Source organism: Pseudomonas sp. Fl4BN1 (assembly GCF_009908285.1).
Classification (GTDB): Bacteria; Pseudomonadota; Gammaproteobacteria; order Pseudomonadales; family Pseudomonadaceae; genus Aquipseudomonas.
This window is the reverse complement of sequence record NZ_JAAARM010000004.1, coordinates 17,665-36,473: the sequence shown is the minus strand read 5'-3', so window position 1 is coordinate 36,473 and position 18,809 is coordinate 17,665. Positions and strand designations below refer to the sequence as shown.

Below are 18,809 nucleotides of genomic sequence, written 5' to 3'. Positions count from 1 at the left end.
CCCACGGAGATATCGGAGTGTTTGCCGGATGCGTGGACGCTTGTTCGAGTACAACAAAAGAACAACGAGTCGCGTCAGTGCTTGGGCATTGGCACTTGTGGCCAGCCTGTTTTTCGCCGCCACCTCATTCCGGGAGCTTTTTGCACTTTCGCGTAGTTCTCATGCTGCCATCACAGGGACATCGCCCGAAGCCGCCGCGATCACGAACACGCTGCAAGACCCGTTTTGGTGGCTTATTGCAGTGCACCTTGCCTAATTTTTCAGCCCTGCATTGATCCTTGTTGCCGCCAAATTCTGTCATAGGAAGGTGCAAGTCGGTGGCCAAAAGTGGAGCCTTCTGAGGCTGTTTAAAGGCTCCAGTGATGACCATATTGCGGAGAAGATCGAGGTGGGCAAGGAGGTCACGCCTCTTGATCTCAAACAGACGCTTCTCGAACAGCTGAAGGTGGTTGAGGGCAAGCGTTTCGTTATCATCCTGGACAACCTAGATCGCTTGCCAAAAGAAAGCCTTCGGTCGGTGTGGAGCGACTTGGAGATCTTCATTGAGGCTGCCACCAAGGCTTCGAATCTGACGGTGATCGTTCCGTTCTGCTCAAGCAAAGTGGCGGAATACCTGAAGGCAGACGGAGATCGACGGTACGATGCCAGGGACTTCATAGCGAAGAAATTCCCGGTCGTCTTCCGTTCGCCACCTGTCATTACATCAGGTTGGAAAGATGGCTTATCGGAATCACCGGTGACGGCGATCAAGGATTGATCGCTTTGGTCGCGTGCGAGGATTATGTGAAGAAAGGCACTGCCTCGAAATAGGGTGGCGTGGTGGTAAGTTGACTATGACCTAGGCTTTGAGAACTTCCCAGCGCTTGTGTAAGTCCTCCATCACGTAATAGGTTGAACCAATATCCAGTGTTTATGTTTGTTGGGCTAGATGTTGCCTTATATTTTATAAATTTGACTATATGAGTAACTATTGCTAGGCCTTCCAAGAGCTTCGGTGATGTAAGGTGTGGCTTCGTGATTGCGCGCTGGCCCGCATTCGTTTAATGGAGAACGAGCGCCATAAGCACTTCGTTGAGATAGCCTTGTTCTGTTTTCATGGCGCGAGGCTCCACCCCATAGGGTACGAAACCGTATTTTTTGTAAAGGCAGATAGCCGCGTTGTTACCCTCTACAACGGTAAGCATGATCTGTTCTACATGTTCTGCAGCATATTCTATGACTTTATCTAGAAGCGAATTTGCAATACCTCGATTTCGTAGTTCGGGCTCAACGAACACACCTGATAGGTATGATTTGTGAGCGTCTTTTATTCCATTTTCCTGCTTGAGTACCATCAGATCCAACGATCTTGTCATCAACATAAGCACCAAACGCAACGGCATCGATCAGTCGCCTAAGGAATGCCTGTACTGGCTTCTTTGCCTCATCACAATAGACAGTTCCGAACATTTCGGGTGCTTTTTTCAATGAGGAAAGTCTTATGCTCCGAAAGTCTTCGACATCGTCTGCTTGAAGGCGTCGAATCTCAATGTTGTGCATGCGGGAGTTATTGCTCATTTTATTCCTTAGGTTTCATGCATGGGGCCTATCAAAAAACAATTTGCTGAGTGTTTTTCCAATATTGCAGCATTATCGGCGTGCGATTGTCTCGTCTTGGCCGAAAATGCCCTTTAGCACACCTCTGTAATGGGGCGATTTCTGCCGGTCAGGGCCACCCAGTCGAGGTTTCAGCAGAACTTTAAAAAAGCCCTCAAAAACGGAAACTGCTGGACGACATTCGATAAGCCAGCGTATGACGCACACATTGAGGTGGTGAAATGAATCCAAGACGGTCGACCGCTGTGGGGTATCGAATGGCTCTGGCAGCCTGCGGCTGCAGACGAGTGATCACGTCCTTACTTGCCAAACGACTAACTCTAAGAGGGGGCTTTCTGCAGGTCAATCTTGCGAGTGATGTTGGTATCCGGGGCGGGCCAACGTAGAGGAGAAAACCCAGAGCAATTGGTCGTATATAGAATTCTGAAAATAGATCCTAGCGGCGGCCCGCAGCGTTGTTCGGTCACCACTCTTAAGATGAAGATTATGCACCTCATCTCGGATGAGCTTGCCGTGCCAGCGGTGGGTTACATGACGACGACGTTGGCCGAGCATGCATAGGCCGCTATCTCATGCAACGGCACAACTGGACAGGGCTGTATCAGCACACCGGTTTCGTATCTCTGACTGCTTTGGAAGAAAAACTCATCTCTGTGTCCAGGATTAGTTGACCATTACAACCGGAGCCTTGGGATTTTCTGCCTTGAAGGGTGGGGATATCAGTCATGCTTTGAGTTTGATAGCTTGTTGCTATTCTGCAGTGATCGGCCCTGGCGTGAGGATTGAGTGATGTTTATGTTCCGGAAGTACAGCCCGCACTTCACGACTGAGAGCGAAACCTCAGCCAAGCGGTACGCTGAAAAACTGGTGTTGCCGGGAATGCTCCTTTCATTCCTGCTCAAATTTTCGATGCCACAATGGATAGCTGCAGTCCTGGCGGCTGGGGTGTTCCTGCGTGTATGCGTGGTTGGGACAGATTACCGAAAACACGAGCCAGACTTCGCGCGGCAGTTTAGTCTTTGGAAGCGCCTATGGGTGCTGAGGCGTGCGGCTTCATTTCTTGTCGGAACGGCCATAACAATGGGCGTAGCAATGGGGCTAACCCAATGGCGAGGCTGGGCACATGCCATCCATGAGGTTTGCCAATGGTGGATGACGCTGGTAGCGATGACTACTGCGCTGCCTTCGTGAGCGTGGCAATCGGTGAAGATCAGACCGTCTTGTCACCAGGCTACCCTACCAGGATAGCCTGTGATCGGGCTTTTACTTACGGTTGTTCCAACGAGTCACCAAGCCCTTCATTGTCCGACTGTCACCAAAAAACTTGTTGATGATGCCCAGGTCTTCTTCGCGAAGTCCTGCTGGCCTCACATCCTTGAGTACTGCGTCGCTGCCCAACGATTTGGCCCAGGTCGCCATATGCCCTTTGGCTGTATCAGAGGCTGCACTGCGGAGTTCGTTCAGTAGCTGTTTGGCGAAGTCGATCCGATCCTCATGCGTTACTAGTCGTGCGTTGATATCAGTACGTAGCGCATTGACGGCAGACCAGCTCAATGGACTGTCGGGCATTTTGAAGATTGCGATTGCGAGGGCGAGCACCTCCTGCGACTCTTTGTGATCCTGGCCACCTTCTGCTCGCACGATTTGCTTGAACAGCCGAGCGCGGTGTTCATCGGTCGTATTCGCGTCGAGCAGAAGCTTTTTGAGATTGCCATGGGCCTCTGCTGCCAGGGCCCGACACCATAATGACAACGCCAGATCTAGATCTTGTGTGTTGCCCTGCATACCTTTGAGCAGTACAGCTTTGGTGGTATCGAGGTCTTCCTTCATCGACAAGTTAGGTGTCAATGCCTTCCATACACGCTCTAGTAATGCCACTTCAGCAGGCTTGCCGAAGTCGATCGGGTCAGGCAGGTTCGCCATCTGCTCGACGGAGAGCTCAAGGCCACTGGTGCTTAGGAATTCAACTGCTTCTTCTGGGTTTTGCTCCCAAATGAAGCGAGACGTTTCCACGAGCGTCGTAGCGAGCGAGGCAGGTACGATTTTGTTCGCAAGCATACTGTTCAACGAAGCCAATGCATGGCGTCCAACGTAGTTAGGGGATTTTGTGACGGCGAGACGCGCATCACTGAACATCGCCTGTGGACTGTAGCCATTGGTGAGGACATTCTCTGACGGCCACCGGTCGACCATCATGCGGTGGAGCTCCTCATAAACATATGGATAGTCCTTGGCATTACTCACCAGATTTTGCAGAGCAGGGCCTAGATAGATCGGGCTGGTTTGCAAAATGATGCGGCCCACTCCTGGAAGCAGGAACTTGAGGTAGGTATCCCACTCATCTACTTTGCTCTGCAAGGTCGGTAGAACCTTGTCAAGATGCGCTTGCAGCACTGAACTGCCCCAATGGCTTAGAGGAATGTGGGTGGCTGCGTCGGTGTAGAGGCTCTCACCCCGTCCATCAAGAGCCGAGAGTTCTGTCAGCTGAGTGAGGTGCGTTGCGAGAGCCTCCTGGTTTCCTTCGGACAGGTGCTCATAGGCCTCAAACACAACATTGCGGCATTCGCTAGGGACATCTTCCAGCGGCGTTGTGATCCAATGATCGACGATCTCGTAGAGTGCTTCATCGTTTTGTATTACGAATTTCTTCAGCACTGTGGCAGCGTCGTGTTCGTAACCTTCGATTTCGCTCAATCTCATGCATAGCCCGGCATATGCCTGATGATGCTTGGTTTTGAATCCTGAGAGCCGCGAAGCGCCGATGTCGAGCAGAAGGTGGAACGCCCGTTGGTAATCCAGTGGCGCCTGCATGACCTCGCCGACTCGTATGCACAAAAGTCTCAGGCATTCCAATACTTGCTCATCGTCGGCTGAGGTCTGGTACCGCTCTAGTGCATTCAAGACACAATTGATCGGTTCGGGCGCATGCAGGTGGCATGCAACCCTAATCTGTGCCCACATCTGGTTCCGGCTGTCTTCACCTTCCAAGGCCATTTGGCGCCACACGTGATCAATCCGAGAAACGGTGACTGCAGCTCTCAGCGTATCCAGTACTTCCCCGGCGTCAATTTCTTCCATTTCGTGCCTGTACAGGGCAGCAGTGAGCTGATCGACATACGCAGGCCCAATCTCCGGAAGGAGCGTCGACTCGAAGCTGTCCATCCATATGTGGAAGTCGAGGAAGGGAAGCTTGAAGGAGTCTTTGGCCGTGGTGACGGTTCGTTCTGTAAGCCAGTTCATCAACGTTAGCTTGGCTTGGGCAGGTAGGCCCTGTGTATCCAGCACTTGTAGCACTGTGCCTGCGGCGCACTTGGCCATGCTTATTGCCTCTTCCATATTTGGCGCTTGGCCTGTAGGAAGGTCTATGGTGCCTGGCTTCTCCAGATTGAGCAGGTCATCGATGATTACAGCAGCTACGTGCTGCTGGTCTACTGGATTGGCGACTTTAACGATGCGGTCGATCTTCTCGACGCCCAGAGTTGTCCTCAGCTCCGAAGAGGTAACGAGGTCGTTACAAAGTATGCCGAGTACCATTTCCCGGGTACGGTCTGGCAGACGATCGATAATGTCTGCCACAACGCGCATGGCGTTGAATTTCAGAGCCTGCTCAGTGCGGTGTAGCTCACTGAGCATGTTGTGCAACAACTGCCCTTCTACATCGCTCAGCAGACCATTCGTGCGTGGAGAAAGGGTTTCCAGGAAGCCTTGAGTATCACCTGATACCAACTGGTTGTAGATCCTCGACGCATGGGCGCCATATTGGCGTGTGGCGGTGTCTTCTGAGAGCAATAGAAGGCTCTGCAGAGATTCGGGCCATTTGATGCCGACCAGGCTCGCCAAGAACTGACGCAGATCGCGGCAACCCTCAACGAGTTTAGGTTTGTCATTTCCATCTTGTGTGACATATCGCTTCAGGACGTGGTGTGCCTCCAGCGGTTCGTCATTGAGTGAGGTCTGCCTGACCATCAGGTTGGTCAGACGTAGCAGGAGTTGCGGGTCATCTTGGAGATCACGGTAGAAGCCCGGGAAACTTACGCGTGCTGCGCTTATCGCCCCAAGGGCAACCGGGTGCTTCGTTACTGCCCCTTCATGCAGACCACCGGGGCGTGCACTTCCAATGGCGTCGAATTCGCGCGTCTTGGCTAGCCACCATGTCTGCATAAAGGCGTTGACGATCTGAAGGGCATTGCGTGGGTCAGTGACATTAATGTGAATCATACGATCCACGATCTGCTCCACCGATGCGCCTTTGGCCGCAATATCCGTCACGAGCTCGGGAAAACTCTTGAGTTTAGAAAGTGCGAACTGACGCATGTCATTTCGTGGCGGTGGTGGAATTTCAAGCCTGAACTGGAAAATGCGGTCGAGATATCGGCGTGCGTCGGCGGAACTGAAAATCGAGCCTGGTTGCTCAGGGTTACTCCGGCGACGGAAGAGGGCGTCTGCAACCTTACCCTCGTCGCAAGAGATCACAAAAACGAGCCCCAGGTTGTCTGGCAGTTTGTCTGTGGGAATCTCCATGAACGTGCGAACAGCGTCCAAACCCAAGACCATCTCTTCAGCGGAAAGACGGTCAAGATCATCCACGAAAATGACGAGCCGCTCGTAGGGTACCGAGTTGTCGCGGGCAGGCTTGAATTTACGCAGTTGTTGCAGCAGCAACTCCTCATATTGCTCCGCACTTACGCTAGGCATATGCACCCGGGTGATGGTGTTAAACGGGTTAACAACTGAGGGTTTCATGACGCTAACCAGGTAGGTATATACCGCGCTGACAGCGGTCACAAAGAACCCTTGGGCTATGCCGCCATCCAAGGGTAGCCACAGCAGGCCGGCGATCACCAGCATGACATAGACAACGAAGGCGATCGCGAACGCAGGTGCCGGCGCTGCCCAGCTGAAAAGGTGCTCCTTGATAAGCTCCTTTATCTTCTTGGGCACTGACGTGGTGTGAGTGACGTTTCGGTACAGGTCGTCCTGCAGCTTGCTCTCATCACCGCCCAACTCAAGGAACACGTGACGTAGCAGCGCTCGCTTAATGTCCTGCTCTTTTCCACCGAACCGCCAGGCGTTGAAAGTGATGCTCTTGAAACGTTGTCTTCTTGGCCGCTGCCCACCAGAAGTCGATGTGTCGTCTGCCAGTGCCCGTGTATAGAGCTCCTTCACCGAGCTCTTGCCGGTACCCCAACCACCCAGTAAACCGATGCTGAACGGGGGCTGATGCCCTTCATCCTCGATCAGGCAGCGCAGCGCCTGGGCGTAGTGGCGGTGTCCGAAGGCGTCCTGGTCTTCGCTTTGAATGTGGCGATCCAGAACGGCGGGCATCATGCGGCGCGTATCTTGCATTCGATCATCCCTAAATACTATGGCAATTAGCTACCTTGGCGGGAGCTTACTGATCTCATGGTCGGGTGACCAGTAGGTCGATTGTGAGGGCAGTGATTGCTAGCGCTTGCGTGCTATGAGGCATGAAGAGTTGCAGAGTCGACTTAGGTTGGGATGTCTGTCTCAACTTTGCACAAGCTTCCTCTGTCATGTGGTAGCGTCGCGCTTTTTTCGCAAGGAGCGCGCGGTGCAGCAACTGAAGACCCTCAAGTGTGTGCATACCCATGACGATGACGAATCTGTCCGCAAGCTTCTGTTTGCTTGGATCAAGGCGGTGGAGCGTTACACCAAGGCATTTCAAGATAATCCGTGGTGGTACAACGAGCGCGCCTCGCTGAGTGTTCTGGCAGGGGCGGCCTGGACGCTGAAGGACTGGTTCGCGCTTGAGGAGTTCAGCACCATCAAGCGTATGCGGACACTCACACCGGGCGTAGATGAGGGACATCTACGCCATGGTCGCTGTGACCTGTTCATCCGCAACCCAGAAGAAAGCTTCGCCATCGAGGCCAAGCAGGCCGTTCAGCGGATAGGCGCCAGGGCGGATGGCGAAAGCTACATGAACAAAGCGCTGAAAGCGGCATGGGACGATTCAGGTGACCTTGGCCATTGGGAGGCCAATCGTCGATTCGCAGTAACATTCGTTGTGCCAACAATCCCCCTGAGCGAAGTTCGGATCGGGACGGGCAAGCGGGTTCAGATCTGTCCTGACAAGGTCAAGGCCTCGCTGAATCGTTGGCTTACAGATGAACCCTATTTTGCGGGGTGGTCACTGAAACCCACACAATTCGCCTACATCTTCCCCAAGGTGGGAAGCCCAAACTACGTCGATGGGCATCGGTATTTTCCGGGGATCGTGGTGATCTTTGATGAGCGCCATAGGGCAAATCAACTCCGCAAGTCACCTGAAGCTGCTGATGCGAAGCTCTCGTTGGCCTGATGATGTATCGCGAAGTTGAGCGCCAGCGTCCTTTGCGCCCATCGGGTAATGTCGCAACTATCGAGAAAAATGAATCCCCTCGGACTCTCTAGACACCTCGCAAGCTCACGTGGACTGCCCCCATCTTCCATATCCAGCCATACACTGTCCTCCGTGTCTGTACTTCCACAGTCTCGTAGTCGGTTGACATACCTTCAAATCTGCATAGAATTCAAGTTGACAATTTTCTTGATTTGCAGACTTTTGAAAGGGGCGGTCTGATGCATGTGACACAACATCCGAGTCATTTCGAGCCCAGGCTGCTGCCTGAGTATGTAGATCGCTTCTGTCAGGAAGTCGCTTATGTTGCATACAGCGCCCTGGAAGATTCCAGCAGTCCTTACGACACCAACTACACACGAGGCACGATGCTCTTCGGGAGGCAGCAAGGACTTTGCCAGGTGCTGGCAGCCGACAAGTCGATGCCATGGTTGCAGTTGCGTAACGCGACGCTGGATTTCACCGTCTCATTGAACAATGTGCTGCTGCAGATCGTCACCGATAACCCGCTCGACATCAAAAAAGCTTACCGAATCAAGCCTAACCCCCTTGAGCAGCATCAGCTATCTCTGTTTGAAAAGTCGCCGGAGATTTGCACCTGGCGAGTCTACGTCTCCAGCAACAACGATCCTGAATTTCCGAAGGTTGAAGTGGCGATCGTCGGCTTTGACGTGAATCACAATGTGATCTGCCTATGGAAGCATGACGAGCGATCGATGTTGTCGGTCAGGGCGACTGAGCAGCACGCTGCGGTGGACGTGCCTGAGGCCGAATTGCAGCGTAAGCGCAAAGACATTGATAGAAAGACCACTGACGATGACGAATCCGTAGATGGATGACAGAACACAACAGCTTGCTTTTGAAGCTGAGTTTTCACCTGACAAACTGAGATTGGCTCGGTGCGCTGCTGGCTTGTCGCTTGCTGAGCTGGGTGATCTGCTCGGGGTGAGCCGACAGTACGCTCACAAGCTAGAAATCAATTCCATTCCGAACCGCGCCCAGATCCAGGTGCTGACCAAAGCCCTAGGGGTAACGGAAGACTTTCTGTCGAGCCCGCGCCGAGGTTCTGTAGAGCTGGAACAGTGCCATTTTCGCAGTCTGCGATCGTCGACGCAGACTATCAAAAAGAGCATTGCATCCCAAGTAGAGCTCTTTGAGTTGTTGGTCAACGAGCTTGAACAAGAGGTTGATTTTCCTCCTGTTGGTTTCAACCCTTTTGAATTGCCGCTGACCAGTGATGACGTCATTGAGAAGGCGGCAGAGGGGTTTCGGCGTGAACTTTCGATAGGCATCGGCCCCATCGCCAATGTCACCCGGCTGGCAGAGAAGGCGGGCGTTTTGGTGGTGAATCTTGCTGATGCTGATGATCGTATCGATGCGTTTTCATTGTTCAACAAGCGTCCTCTGATCGTGCGCAACACCGCCAAAGAAAATCCGTGCCGGCATCGATTCGACATTGCCCATGAGCTTGGCCACCTTGTGATGCACCAGGGTATTGAAACGGGTTGCCGAACGACCGAAGCTCAGGCAAATCAGTTTGCTAGCGCGCTGCTCATGCCACGTGCAAGCTTTGGCGGTGAGTTCCCATCCATGCGCGGGCAGTATCTGAACTGGGCGGCATTAGGGGCGCTCAAGCTGCGATGGAAAGTCAGCTTCAAGGCGATCATCTACCGTGCGCAGACTCTCAACCTGATCACCCAGGATCAAGCCCGGTCAGGCTTCACCTACCTCAGTCGCAACGGCTTCACCAAGCGGGAAGAACTCGACGATCAGATCGAGATGGAAGCGCCCACCTTGGTACAAAGGGCGGTAGATCTGCTTGATCATTCGAGCTGGAGAACAATCCTGAAGGACTCTGGGCTCACAGATGCTTTGGTCGTGGATCGCTTCATGCTGAAGGTACCCGCAGCACCATTGGCATTGGTGAAATAGTTCGAGACGCAGCGCACTGAGTGCGCTCACTCGTTTTGCTTACATATTCACGCATAGGAATTGTTTGATGGCACGTAGCAAATCCCAATCTGGCGCCAACAACGTCGCTCCGAAGTTTCTGCTGTCTCCCGCTCAGATGGAGAGGGGAATTGAACGCCTGCAGGAGCGCATCAATGACCTCCAAGAATTTGATGTATCCCAACTCAACGATGATGGGGACTCGCCAAGACTCGTAGCGTTGTCTACGTCAATTGAGGATACTTTGGATAGGTGCTTCGGCCTAAACACAGCAATCTACTATCGTTTTTCATCTGCAGCCCAGTTGCATTTCTCCCCAGGTGTTTTCTCTGAGGACTATCCCCGCAGACACGATTACGTCCAAGGGACGAAGGATAGCATTGCCCAGTCCATCTCTCTGCTGGGTGAGGCGCAGCGGACGCTCAGGGAAGACCTGTCCGACCATGAACAAGCCCCGGTAACCCATACCGCGAATGATACGTCGAAGGGCTCGCAAGAGCTTTCTCGCAAGGTGTTCATCGTGCACGGCCATGATGATGCGGCCCGCGAAACAGTGGCTCGTTTCCTTGAACGACTTGGTTTTCAGTCCATCATCTTGCACGAGCAAGCGAATCAGGGCCGGACAGTTATGGAAAAGGTCGAGGCACATGGTGATGTCGGGTTTGCTGTAGTACTGCTCACCCCGGACGATGAAGGATGTGTGAAAGGTGGGATGTCAGAACCTCGCGCTCGCCAAAATGTGTTGCTGGAATTGGGTTATTTCCTAGGCCGCCTAGGCCGTGCCAAAGTGTGCGCTCTGAAGCGAGGAGCTGTGGAAATTCCAAGTGACTTTGCTGGTGTGGTTTGGGAGTCGATGGATAAGGATGGCTGGAAGCAAGCACTGGGGCGAGAATTGGAAGCTGCTGGCCATGAGATTGATTGGAACAAGGTCATGCGTGCGTAACTGAGCCAGCCAGCCTGTAATGGGTTGGCATCTGGTGGGTAAGGGGGGCATTGGTTTCCTCAGTATCGCCATCTGGCATGCAGTCGCTCTCATGAGGAGCTTCTATGGAAATGACCTACGTAGGACGTTACGCGCTTACGTTTGATGCCCTGACCTTTGCCATCAAGTGCCCAGAGAACAAGTCGAGGTTTTCCGGGCTGGCGACATCTCGACTTCCGAAGCTTTACGTGATCAGCGTTGAGGGGCATTCATACCCCGTCTACGTCGGAATCACCAAGCAATCGATGAGCAATCGTCTTCGGATCGGGTGGGCGGCCAACGGCAAGAACGGATACCACGGTTATGCCTGGCGTCGTCATTTTTCTGCTGCGACGATGGACATCTGGTGCCAGGTCGACGCTGTCGATGGTGATTGTCTTGACATCGAAACCGTGGAAGCCGAGTTGGTCTATCTGATTCGTCAGGCAGGTCAATGGCCCGCCTACCAAACAGAAATTCATTTTCATCGATCCACTGAGTTACATCGCTAGGTGGCGGCCACAATCGGCGCACGCTTCGCGCTGTATCTAGAACTTGAGGAAACTGTACTGCTTACTCCATAGTGCGCGTTACACAAGTCTTAACATGTGTCCAAGCAAGTGACCTCATGTCTGACTTCAGGGGCGCTCAGCATAGCCCCCCGAAATCCAATCGAAGATGCTTCAGACTGGTCTGACAGCAACGCTGCTGCTCATGCCTTGCACCTTGAGTACGTATCCACCCCCCTCCTGAATGACCTTTGCTTGCGGCATGTAGGCATAGAAATATTCGTACTGATAGACCGCTTGTTTCCACTTCCTGCCGCCGTAGAATTCAAACACGGTGTCCGTATTTTTGAAGCCTTTGAATGCGCCGCGCAATTGACCTTCGCAGATGACCATGGGTAATACTCCTAGTGTTTGGCCGTCATGAGCCCTTCGCTCATGACGCATGTGCTTGCGTTAGCCGCTGGCAACCAATTCTGGACACGTTGCCTGCAGTGCTCCTCAGTTCAGGTTGTAGCCAAATTCTCGGCTTAGCAGAATCTGCTTCCAGTGGCTTTCTCGCGTATCGATCTCTCCTGGCATGGCGTGTATATCAGCGATCTCCAGAATTGAGAATCTAAGGTGCTGCTGTCGCCCGGGAAGGGCGTCGATGCCAAACTCCTTTTTCAGGGCAACGTTGCCACCGTGTGCGGTCGCCGCGTATGTGCACCAGCGTCCCCAAATGCCGCATTCGCCGTCGGCCTTGCCGACATACAGTTTGCCGGTCTCACTGTCAGTGATTAGATAGACGCCCTTAACATTCGACAATGCTGCGCGCCAGGTTGGAATGTTCTGACGTACGACGATATCCAGATGCTCCTTGGTCAAGTTGACTGACTTGAACCCTGGGAAATCACCTATGGTGAGGCGTTTGGGAAGCAGCTCCGAGACGACAAGGTCATTCACTAGCGTGGTTCCTAGTGGGTATGAATTGCGCTGCTTGTACGTGCTCTTGAGATAGAGGCGACCGACCCATTCTTCGGCACCTTCGATACGTTCCAGCTCGTAGATGTGGTGATTTCGCGGCGTGGTGTAATCGAGACAACCCTTCCTGCGAAATAGACCTGCAAAAAGCCAGCGAGTAGTGCGCTCGGCCTGGATCAGTGAAACGACATACTCCTTCTCGAAATTCCTCTGGGATTGCCATGATTGCCATTTATCAAAACGGCCTTCCAGGAATACGTCTAGCGGGCGTTCTTCGCCGTTAAATCGGGCTAGATGAACCTTGGTATGGCCCGGAGTGAAAGCAGGCTCCCAGAGTTTGATCAGGTCAAAGAGCAACATCGGGTAATGTCCGTATCAGATTCATCGTGGCGATCCAGCGCGGGGAGCAGAGTCCAGCGTGAATCGAGCGTATGACCCTAAGCCTATCTATATGGCCAATGGCTATTGTGAGGATGAGCATACTGGGCACTGCGGATTGCGGCCAGCAGGCTCGGCTTGAGATATCTGGATGATGAGGTGGGTTATCAGATCATTATGTTGAAAGGCTACGAGCAGCGTGTTGAAGGGAGAACAAAGGGCTGAATGGAGCGGCCTGCATTGCTGGAGGTGTATGCAGAAGCTGCATGCTGGGTAGGACGTTCGGAACTCACAGAAGCTGGGCAGGATGCCCATCAGCTGGAGGACTGACCAGGGTGACGTTTGATAGCCGTCTAGATAACGTGAGCCAAGCGTTGGCTTAAACATCTGCATCCAAACCTATAGGCTGAAGATGTCAGCGGTACTTGGGGTAGTCCACGGCAAGCCAAAAAACACCTCGAAAGGTGGTTTTTTTCACGAACTCACAGTTAGGCACTGTAGCTCAGCGCGATCCATTTGCAGCGTTGCCCGGCTTCTCTGGGGCCGAGGTGTCGAGCTGAGGGCTGACTTCATCCTTGGTGACTTCACTGCTGCTTTTAAGACATTTATTAACGGTTGCGCGTCGTTATTCTGTAACTGAGCCGCGTTCTACCTTTCAATGAGATCCGAAGATATTGCACTATTCGTATTCTGGCAGTATTAAAGGTGAGCTTTTTTCCGCAGAGGGGGATGAAAGGCGGTATGCCAGATAGCATCGGGCGGCGCTGCTGGGCTGTTGGATATGTCGCAACCTACCTACACGGGCCTGCCTTTGGAGTGAACTGCCAGGTTGCTCAGGAGCTATCGCCAGCAGCGTTGAGACAATAGGGCGGATAAGCCTTGCCCTGAGTCACGAAGCGCCGGCAGCAGCATTAAGATTTGGGGTCGAAACCACGTTGGCTCGCTGAACTATAGCTTCGGCCTTTTTTGAGTACTCGCTGGTTCTGAGGGATGAAACACTCAACTCGCTGAACTCCAATTTTTGGAGTTATATGAATGAGTTCCGGCTCTTCAGGATCCAGGCTTTCCATTAAATCCAGGATCCGCTCGGACTCATCCGAGTCCGGGGTCGCTGCGATTTCTTTGGCAAAGTCGCGAAGAGCCTCAAGCCCTTCGGCGCTGCGCAGATCAAAGTTTTTCCCTAGGGCCATTTTGGCAGCTTGCGCCAGCAGTCCCAGATGCTTGTTCTCTTCTACGTGATCCATGATTACCTCCATATATGAATCAGACTAGCACGGGCGTATCAGCGGCTGTAAAGCCCTGTCTAATACTCGGCGTGACGCCATGGCTGGCCTCTCAAAAGTGTTACGTGCTCGGTTTGCCAGAGGGGCCAAGATTACTCCGATAGACGTCGTTTTCTTTGCTCAGATTCAAGGCGCCTGTAGAGTTCAGCGTCATGTACTGGCTTCTTTTGCGCCATCTGTAAAAGGTGAGCGGGCCCAAAACTGGCCTCAGGCGCCGAAAGCCCATGTCCTCGTAGATGTCGACGAGTTTGATGCCTCCGTCAGGAGAGGCGTGTAATAGAAGCGAACCGTCTAGTTTGCATTTGTAGGATTCGAGGATGGCTGCATCGAAAAGCGCCTTGGCCACGCCTTCCAGGGTATCGCCATCGAGATGCTTGCTATAAATTTCTTTCGGCGCTGCTGATACAAACCACATGTAGGTCTTGCGCCCGAATTTATCGGCTCTGCAGAGGTAACTGGGCACGAAGGTAAGTAGTCCCACGGGAATCCGCTCATCTTCTTTGTTGATGGCTACCATGGTTAGGCCAATTGCATGTGCGCCTATCCAGGTTCCAACGTGACCGATATTGTGAACATATAAAAGGCGGCGGATGCGCGGCCATTTCCATCCACGATCAGCACGGACTTTTTTAGTGCTTTTCGTATCAGCTAGGTCGCGGTAATTATTCTCAATGATTGGCTGTACTTCCTTTTGCCACCACGTAGTGTGCTTTGAAGTCATCGGTACGATTTCGACTCTCGCAAGCGCGTTCTCACCGGCGATCTCAACAAGCGACACACGAGGGGTATTGGCTCTTGGGTGAGGTTGTTTCAGCAACATGAATTCCCTATCTTGTGGCAGGCAAATTGCCATTTTTCGTTTTGGCTGGGTGCACCGTCAAGGCGCGAGCGGAAAATTTGATTACCTAAAGCCATCGAGCTATGGGCGGTTCTTGAGGCTTGTAAGGGCAGTTGACTTACCTTGAGGCTTGGTCTGGCCTGGCATGCTGCAAGCTTCTCTCTGAGTCAGTCAGCCTTCAGCTGGCACCGACCGCTCCCAAAGAAACCCCACGGTTGATCGACTTATCCCGAGTCGCCTCGCGGTCTCTGCTTTGCTCAAGCCAATCTCCTTGCACTCCAGCACTTTTTTCAGCTTGACCAGGTTTACTGGTCGCGCAGCAGGCCGCTTCACTAGATCAAATCCAGCAAGATGCGCGGCGATATCATCGTCGCTGACGCGTTCTTGTAGCGCCTCCAGTTCCTCGGCGGCTTTTGCGAGCAAAGTGGAGGAGGGAGTCTTGTCGCGCGTCGAGAGAACCAGTGCCATGAAAGCCAGAGGGCTCATACCGAGAGCCTCGGCGAGCTCTACGAATTTATCAATAGTGGGGCTGCTCTCGGCATTCTCGATTTTGCTCAAGTATGTGCGAGATGCTGCATGGGCCAGGTTTTCCTGAGTGAAGCCCAGATTCCCTCGAACTGCTCGAACGACTGCCGCCAGCGCTGGCTTCAACAAGACTATGCCCTCAAAAAGCGAGGATGTAGCCACGTTGTCGTGTACAGTTACACGTCATATGGTGTATAAAACTGCTCGACCGATCTTCTGAACAGTGCGCATTAGTTAAGGCTGCTGGCAAGGAGGGGGGAAAGGATGAGTCAGTTCTCATGAGGTAGAGCTAGCCCCATCCTCAGTCCTCGAAGGGGTTGAACTGGCTGCTGACATTCAATTAATCGCTAAATCGCATCGCAATCTATCGCTTGGTCAAATGTTTGCCCGCCAAAGGAGGCCAGTGTTTGAGAGTTCGAATTTACTGTGACCTGCACAACGAGTTCGAAGCCTGGGACGCTCCAGACTGCTCAGACACCGACCTCGTGATTTTGGCTGGTGACATCGACAAAAAAGCCCGGGGTATCAAATGGGCAAACGATACATTTAGCTGCTCCGTCGCCTACATCAATGGCAACCACGAATTTTACGACGGTCATATCGATCGCACGCTTCAGAAGATGAAGGACGCGGCCTTAAGTCACGTTCATGTTTTGGAAAACGAGAAACTGATCCTCAACGGCATCAGATTCCTTGGTACGACCGCATGGACGGACTTCACGAGCACTGGCGACCAGGTCGCGGCCAGCAATATGGCCGGGGAGTGGATGAGCGACTTCAAATACATCCGGACGGAAAACTACAGACGTTTAAGGGCCGATGACCTCATTGCCCGCAACCGTGCGGCTAGAGCATGGTTAGCCGACCAGCTTGACCAACAATTTGAAGGCAAAACGATCGTCGTTACCCGCCATGCTCCAACGTCATTCGTGGCCGGGGTGAAGGATGAGAGGCACCTTAACGCTGCCTACACCAATGAGTGGTCGACGCTAATTGAGAAGGCCGATGTGTGGGTGTTCGGCCATACGCATCAGTGCATTGATGTTGAGCTGGCAGGGTGCAGGGTGATCTCCAACCCGCGGGGCTATCCCGGTGAATATACTGATTTTGACCTATTCTTTGAGATTGAGCTTTGATGTGGAATTCAGTGTAGGGTTAGCACAATTCACCGCTGGATGAGCTCGCCGAGGCTGGGTGCGATGTGCATTTCGGCGCGGTGTATCACCAGCGTAGGTATGGCTTGTCGAGCAGGCAAATTACTGGGCGTTCGGGTGCTCTCACTAATTCGGCGACGACACGGTGTGTGGGTGTCGGTTGCTTTCGAATCTGCGCGGACATCCGGCAGAAGCTGCCGATCGACCCCGGAAGAACTATTGAAATTGTGTGAGGAATGGTGAGTAGCTTGAGTGCGTGTGAATTGATCGAACTTCCATTGCAGGTCGTCCAGGCAGCCAAGATTGATTGGGACGTCACGATTGACGCGTACCTGCTTGATGCCGCGCGAGTCGGTGATCGGCTCACAGCCTTGGTCTACGGCGACCTGTCACGCGTGAGTAGCGACGGTATGACCGTCGTGACCCCTGAGGTTCGGGCTGTTCGTCAGGTCAGCGGATTCACACTGGTGCGGAGCCTGACCGGTCTAGACCATTACGTGATTGTGTCTGAACTGCCCGGCGCCATATGCGAGGCATGATGCCGCCGTCGCACCATGATCTGCCGCACTGCTTGTGACCCTGCTCATCTTGATGATTGAACCACTTACTTGTCCCTAGTGAGGCACTACGCCTGCTCATTAGTCTCCTACGGCTATTAAGAATAAGTTTCAATACTTAAGGAAAGGTATGTCTTATCTCAAAAAATGACACTTGCTATAAAAAACTTCAACCTAAGAATGAGTAGCGATTTTGATGCGCTTTATGATCGGGTTAGGTGTGAGAATATTAATGGTAACACTTTCCATTTCAAGGAAGTTGCGATGGTTGACTATTTGAGAAGGTATGGCGCACTTGTTACTGATAGTCCTTGTACTTGGTATTATAATTATCTTGCCAAGAAGTCAATCGTTCTGATTGCTGTTGAGAAAGGCAATGGTAAAGTGGAATGCGATCTTGATAATATGCGAAAAGTTGTAAGGTCTAGTGTGGTGAAAGAGTTTTTAATGGCATTGGGGGCAGTTCCTGCGGGAGTGATTATTGGTACTGCAACCTATGGCTTGGGTCTGTTGTTCATTCCAGGTGCACTTTATTACGCATATCGAGGCGTGTTTAAGATCCCGGGGATGTTACGCAGAAAAACATTGGTAAGTGATCTTGCGGCCCATGGTATTGTTGTGCGCTAGCCGATAGCTTGTGCGCACGCCTAACAGCAACGGCGCTAGGTATGCGCTATTGAGCGATTAGAAGGCGGTAACGATGGAATTTTTAGAGCAGCTTCGGGATCAAGCTGAGCGTGTCTTTGGTGACCAAACCAGCGGGGCGGTGTGGCTGAGGTGTCCACGGTCTTACTTCGATGTGCTCAGTGCGCTGGAGTTTGTCCAGGACGAGGCCACCTATCTGCGTGCAAAGGAGATCTTGAACAGAATCGAACACGGGTTTGTGTGCTGACTCAACGCCCGACAATCAGCCCAAGCTCAGCCAGCGCCTTCATTCCATCGCCGTCCACCACTCGAGCGAGATCCGAGGGTCTCCAGGTCGCGATCTCCTGCCTGAAGATTTCGCTCGACCGGAAAGGCATTATTGAAACCGCCTCCAGCAATCCAACCTTTCGGTTTTGAAAGCGATCGAAGTCATCTAACTGCAGAAAATAGCAGTCGCTGTACGAAGAGAATACGACCCTTGCTGAAGCCCTAAGGTGTAGGTGTTCTCGCAGCAGCTCAAGCGCGAAGCCTGAGCCTCGCACGGCTTCGACAGCGATAATCAGTCGGTTTGGGCACAGAGGCACATAATTCTGGGCTGCTCCTGCGTGAAGTTCACGCGATGGCTGAAAGTCACCGCGCTTGATCTCATCCGCCTGAGTCATGGCCCCCCCATGGCGATCGAAGAGAGTCTTTTCCATATTTCACCGATTTTGACTGTGCAAGGTTACACTTTCTGACTATCGATTAGGGTATACCTGAGTAAGTGTCCGGCCAACTCACCTTGCGTAAATCCAGCCCTACAGCAGACACCATCGCATTCTAAAGCAAACGATCATACCCACACTAGCTCGGGTCAGCTTCACGTAGCGGCTTAAGCACGATCTCACCATCAATCAATTCGATACTGAGTAGGTCGCCAACAGTGACCCCCACCGCATCCAGAACCTCTGCAGGTAGTTCGACGATGACATCACCTGTGCCGTCTCCACTGGCATGGCACTGCACCGTCGTATGCACTGGCTCGTTCATAAGCTCTCCACTATGGTTGCGATGATCCCTATCCTACTACTCCGCATCCTTTTCGGGCACGGA

The 18,809-nt window shown here is 52.7% G+C and carries 18 protein-coding genes; 9 read left to right on the top strand and 9 right to left on the bottom strand.

Annotated features, from left to right (window positions below; all coding sequences use genetic code 11):
• Positions 1-271: 271 nt before the first annotated feature.
• Positions 272-757 carry a P-loop NTPase fold protein gene (locus GV818_RS05630; protein WP_161776029.1) on the top strand — a complete coding sequence of 162 codons (486 nt, stop codon included), beginning with the start codon at positions 272-274 and terminating at the stop codon, positions 755-757.
• A gap of 283 nt (positions 758-1,040) precedes the next feature.
• On the opposite strand, the gene GV818_RS05625 is transcribed toward GV818_RS05630, so the two are convergent.
• Together GV818_RS05625 and GV818_RS05620 are read right to left on the bottom strand one after the other, a co-directional pair.
• Positions 1,041-1,382 carry a GNAT family N-acetyltransferase gene (locus GV818_RS05625; protein WP_256679424.1) on the bottom strand — a complete coding sequence of 114 codons (342 nt, stop codon included), beginning with the start codon at positions 1,380-1,382 and terminating at the stop codon, positions 1,041-1,043.
• Between the two features lie 1,477 nt (positions 1,383-2,859).
• Positions 2,860-6,942 carry a KAP family P-loop NTPase fold protein gene (locus GV818_RS05620; RefSeq protein ID WP_161776028.1) on the bottom strand — a complete coding sequence of 1,361 codons (4,083 nt, stop codon included), beginning with the start codon at positions 6,940-6,942 and terminating at the stop codon, positions 2,860-2,862.
• A gap of 226 nt (positions 6,943-7,168) precedes the next feature.
• On the opposite strand from GV818_RS05620, the gene GV818_RS05615 reads away from it, so the two are divergent.
• The 5 genes from GV818_RS05615 to GV818_RS05595 all read left to right on the top strand — a co-directional run bounded on the left by GV818_RS05615 (position 7,169) and on the right by GV818_RS05595 (position 11,380).
• Positions 7,169-7,918, top strand: coding sequence for a hypothetical protein (locus GV818_RS05615; protein ID WP_161776027.1), 750 nt, complete (start codon positions 7,169-7,171; stop codon positions 7,916-7,918).
• A 260-nt stretch (positions 7,919-8,178) separates the two neighbouring features.
• The gene (locus GV818_RS05610; RefSeq protein ID WP_161776026.1) at positions 8,179-8,796 is read left to right on the top strand and encodes a hypothetical protein; all 618 of its coding nucleotides are present in this window, start codon (positions 8,179-8,181) and stop codon (positions 8,794-8,796) included.
• Positions 8,789-9,889, top strand: a complete 1,101-nt coding sequence (locus tag GV818_RS05605; RefSeq protein WP_161776025.1) for an XRE family transcriptional regulator — start codon at positions 8,789-8,791, stop codon at positions 9,887-9,889. Before GV818_RS05610 ends, GV818_RS05605 begins: the two co-directional genes overlap by 8 nt.
• 67 nt (positions 9,890-9,956) lie before the next feature.
• Positions 9,957-10,850 carry a TIR domain-containing protein gene (locus GV818_RS05600; RefSeq protein WP_161776024.1) on the top strand — a complete coding sequence of 298 codons (894 nt, stop codon included), beginning with the start codon at positions 9,957-9,959 and terminating at the stop codon, positions 10,848-10,850.
• 104 nt (positions 10,851-10,954) lie between these two features.
• Positions 10,955-11,380: a hypothetical protein gene (locus tag GV818_RS05595; protein ID WP_161776023.1), complete on the top strand. Its 426-nt coding sequence runs from the start codon at positions 10,955-10,957 to the stop codon at positions 11,378-11,380.
• 171 nt (positions 11,381-11,551) lie between these two features.
• Here the strand turns inward: GV818_RS05595 and GV818_RS05590 are convergent, their stop codons facing one another.
• The 5 genes from GV818_RS05590 to GV818_RS05570 form a co-directional block, all read right to left on the bottom strand.
• Positions 11,552-11,770, bottom strand: coding sequence for a hypothetical protein (locus GV818_RS05590; protein ID WP_161776022.1), 219 nt, complete (start codon positions 11,768-11,770; stop codon positions 11,552-11,554).
• 105 nt (positions 11,771-11,875) lie between these two features.
• Positions 11,876-12,697, bottom strand: a complete 822-nt coding sequence (locus tag GV818_RS05585) for a GIY-YIG nuclease family protein (protein ID WP_161776021.1) — start codon at positions 12,695-12,697, stop codon at positions 11,876-11,878.
• 929 nt (positions 12,698-13,626) lie between these two features.
• Complete coding sequence (locus tag GV818_RS05580; RefSeq protein WP_161776020.1) at positions 13,627-13,959, bottom strand: hypothetical protein; 333 nt, start codon at positions 13,957-13,959, stop codon at positions 13,627-13,629.
• A 100-nt stretch (positions 13,960-14,059) separates the two neighbouring features.
• A complete protein-coding gene (locus GV818_RS05575; protein WP_161776019.1) occupies positions 14,060-14,818 on the bottom strand; it encodes a GNAT family N-acetyltransferase in 759 nt (252 codons plus the stop codon).
• Positions 14,819-15,007: 189 nt separating this feature from the next.
• Complete coding sequence (locus GV818_RS05570; protein WP_178124739.1) at positions 15,008-15,487, bottom strand: helix-turn-helix domain-containing protein; 480 nt, start codon at positions 15,485-15,487, stop codon at positions 15,008-15,010.
• 281 nt (positions 15,488-15,768) lie between these two features.
• Between GV818_RS05570 and GV818_RS05565 the strand changes: the two genes are divergently transcribed.
• The 3 genes from GV818_RS05565 to GV818_RS05555 all read left to right on the top strand — a co-directional run bounded on the left by GV818_RS05565 (position 15,769) and on the right by GV818_RS05555 (position 17,699).
• Positions 15,769-16,497: a metallophosphoesterase gene (locus tag GV818_RS05565; RefSeq protein WP_161776017.1), complete on the top strand. Its 729-nt coding sequence runs from the start codon at positions 15,769-15,771 to the stop codon at positions 16,495-16,497.
• A 257-nt stretch (positions 16,498-16,754) separates the two neighbouring features.
• Positions 16,755-17,054 (top strand): hypothetical protein, encoded by a 300-nt coding sequence (locus tag GV818_RS05560; protein WP_372242064.1) that lies wholly within the window; start codon positions 16,755-16,757, stop codon positions 17,052-17,054.
• Positions 17,055-17,336: 282 nt separating this feature from the next.
• The gene (locus tag GV818_RS05555; protein WP_306108692.1) at positions 17,337-17,699 is read left to right on the top strand and encodes a hypothetical protein; all 363 of its coding nucleotides are present in this window, start codon (positions 17,337-17,339) and stop codon (positions 17,697-17,699) included.
• A gap of 266 nt (positions 17,700-17,965) precedes the next feature.
• Here the strand turns inward: GV818_RS05555 and GV818_RS05545 are convergent, their stop codons facing one another.
• Both GV818_RS05545 and GV818_RS05540 read right to left on the bottom strand, forming a co-directional pair.
• Positions 17,966-18,415: a hypothetical protein gene (locus GV818_RS05545; RefSeq protein WP_256679423.1), complete on the bottom strand. Its 450-nt coding sequence runs from the start codon at positions 18,413-18,415 to the stop codon at positions 17,966-17,968.
• A gap of 145 nt (positions 18,416-18,560) precedes the next feature.
• A complete protein-coding gene (locus GV818_RS05540) occupies positions 18,561-18,746 on the bottom strand; it encodes an AbrB/MazE/SpoVT family DNA-binding domain-containing protein (protein WP_161776013.1) in 186 nt (61 codons plus the stop codon).
• Between the last annotated feature and the right edge of the window lie 63 nt (positions 18,747-18,809).

What these genes read in the sequence shown, in the direction of transcription:
- GV818_RS05580 (WP_161776020.1), bottom strand. Translation starts at nt 13,959, where the DNA reads ATGGATCACGTAGAAGAGAACAAGCATCTGGGACTGCTGGCGCAAGCT.
- GV818_RS05620 (WP_161776028.1), bottom strand. Translation starts at nt 6,942, where the DNA reads ATGCAAGATACGCGCCGCATGATGCCCGCCGTTCTGGATCGCCACATT.
- GV818_RS05555 (WP_306108692.1), top strand. Translation starts at nt 17,337, where the DNA reads ATGGTTGACTATTTGAGAAGGTATGGCGCACTTGTTACTGATAGTCCT.
- GV818_RS05540 (WP_161776013.1), bottom strand. Translation starts at nt 18,746, where the DNA reads ATGAACGAGCCAGTGCATACGACGGTGCAGTGCCATGCCAGTGGAGAC.
- GV818_RS05600 (WP_161776024.1), top strand. Translation starts at nt 9,957, where the DNA reads ATGGCACGTAGCAAATCCCAATCTGGCGCCAACAACGTCGCTCCGAAG.
- GV818_RS05610 (WP_161776026.1), top strand. Translation starts at nt 8,179, where the DNA reads ATGCATGTGACACAACATCCGAGTCATTTCGAGCCCAGGCTGCTGCCT.
- GV818_RS05625 (WP_256679424.1), bottom strand. Translation starts at nt 1,382, where the DNA reads ATGCCGTTGCGTTTGGTGCTTATGTTGATGACAAGATCGTTGGATCTG.
- GV818_RS05585 (WP_161776021.1), bottom strand. Translation starts at nt 12,697, where the DNA reads ATGTTGCTCTTTGACCTGATCAAACTCTGGGAGCCTGCTTTCACTCCG.
- GV818_RS05575 (WP_161776019.1), bottom strand. Translation starts at nt 14,818, where the DNA reads ATGTTGCTGAAACAACCTCACCCAAGAGCCAATACCCCTCGTGTGTCG.
- GV818_RS05590 (WP_161776022.1), bottom strand. Translation starts at nt 11,770, where the DNA reads ATGGTCATCTGCGAAGGTCAATTGCGCGGCGCATTCAAAGGCTTCAAA.
- GV818_RS05605 (WP_161776025.1), top strand. Translation starts at nt 8,789, where the DNA reads ATGGATGACAGAACACAACAGCTTGCTTTTGAAGCTGAGTTTTCACCT.
- GV818_RS05595 (WP_161776023.1), top strand. Translation starts at nt 10,955, where the DNA reads ATGGAAATGACCTACGTAGGACGTTACGCGCTTACGTTTGATGCCCTG.
- GV818_RS05545 (WP_256679423.1), bottom strand. Translation starts at nt 18,415, where the DNA reads ATGGAAAAGACTCTCTTCGATCGCCATGGGGGGGCCATGACTCAGGCG.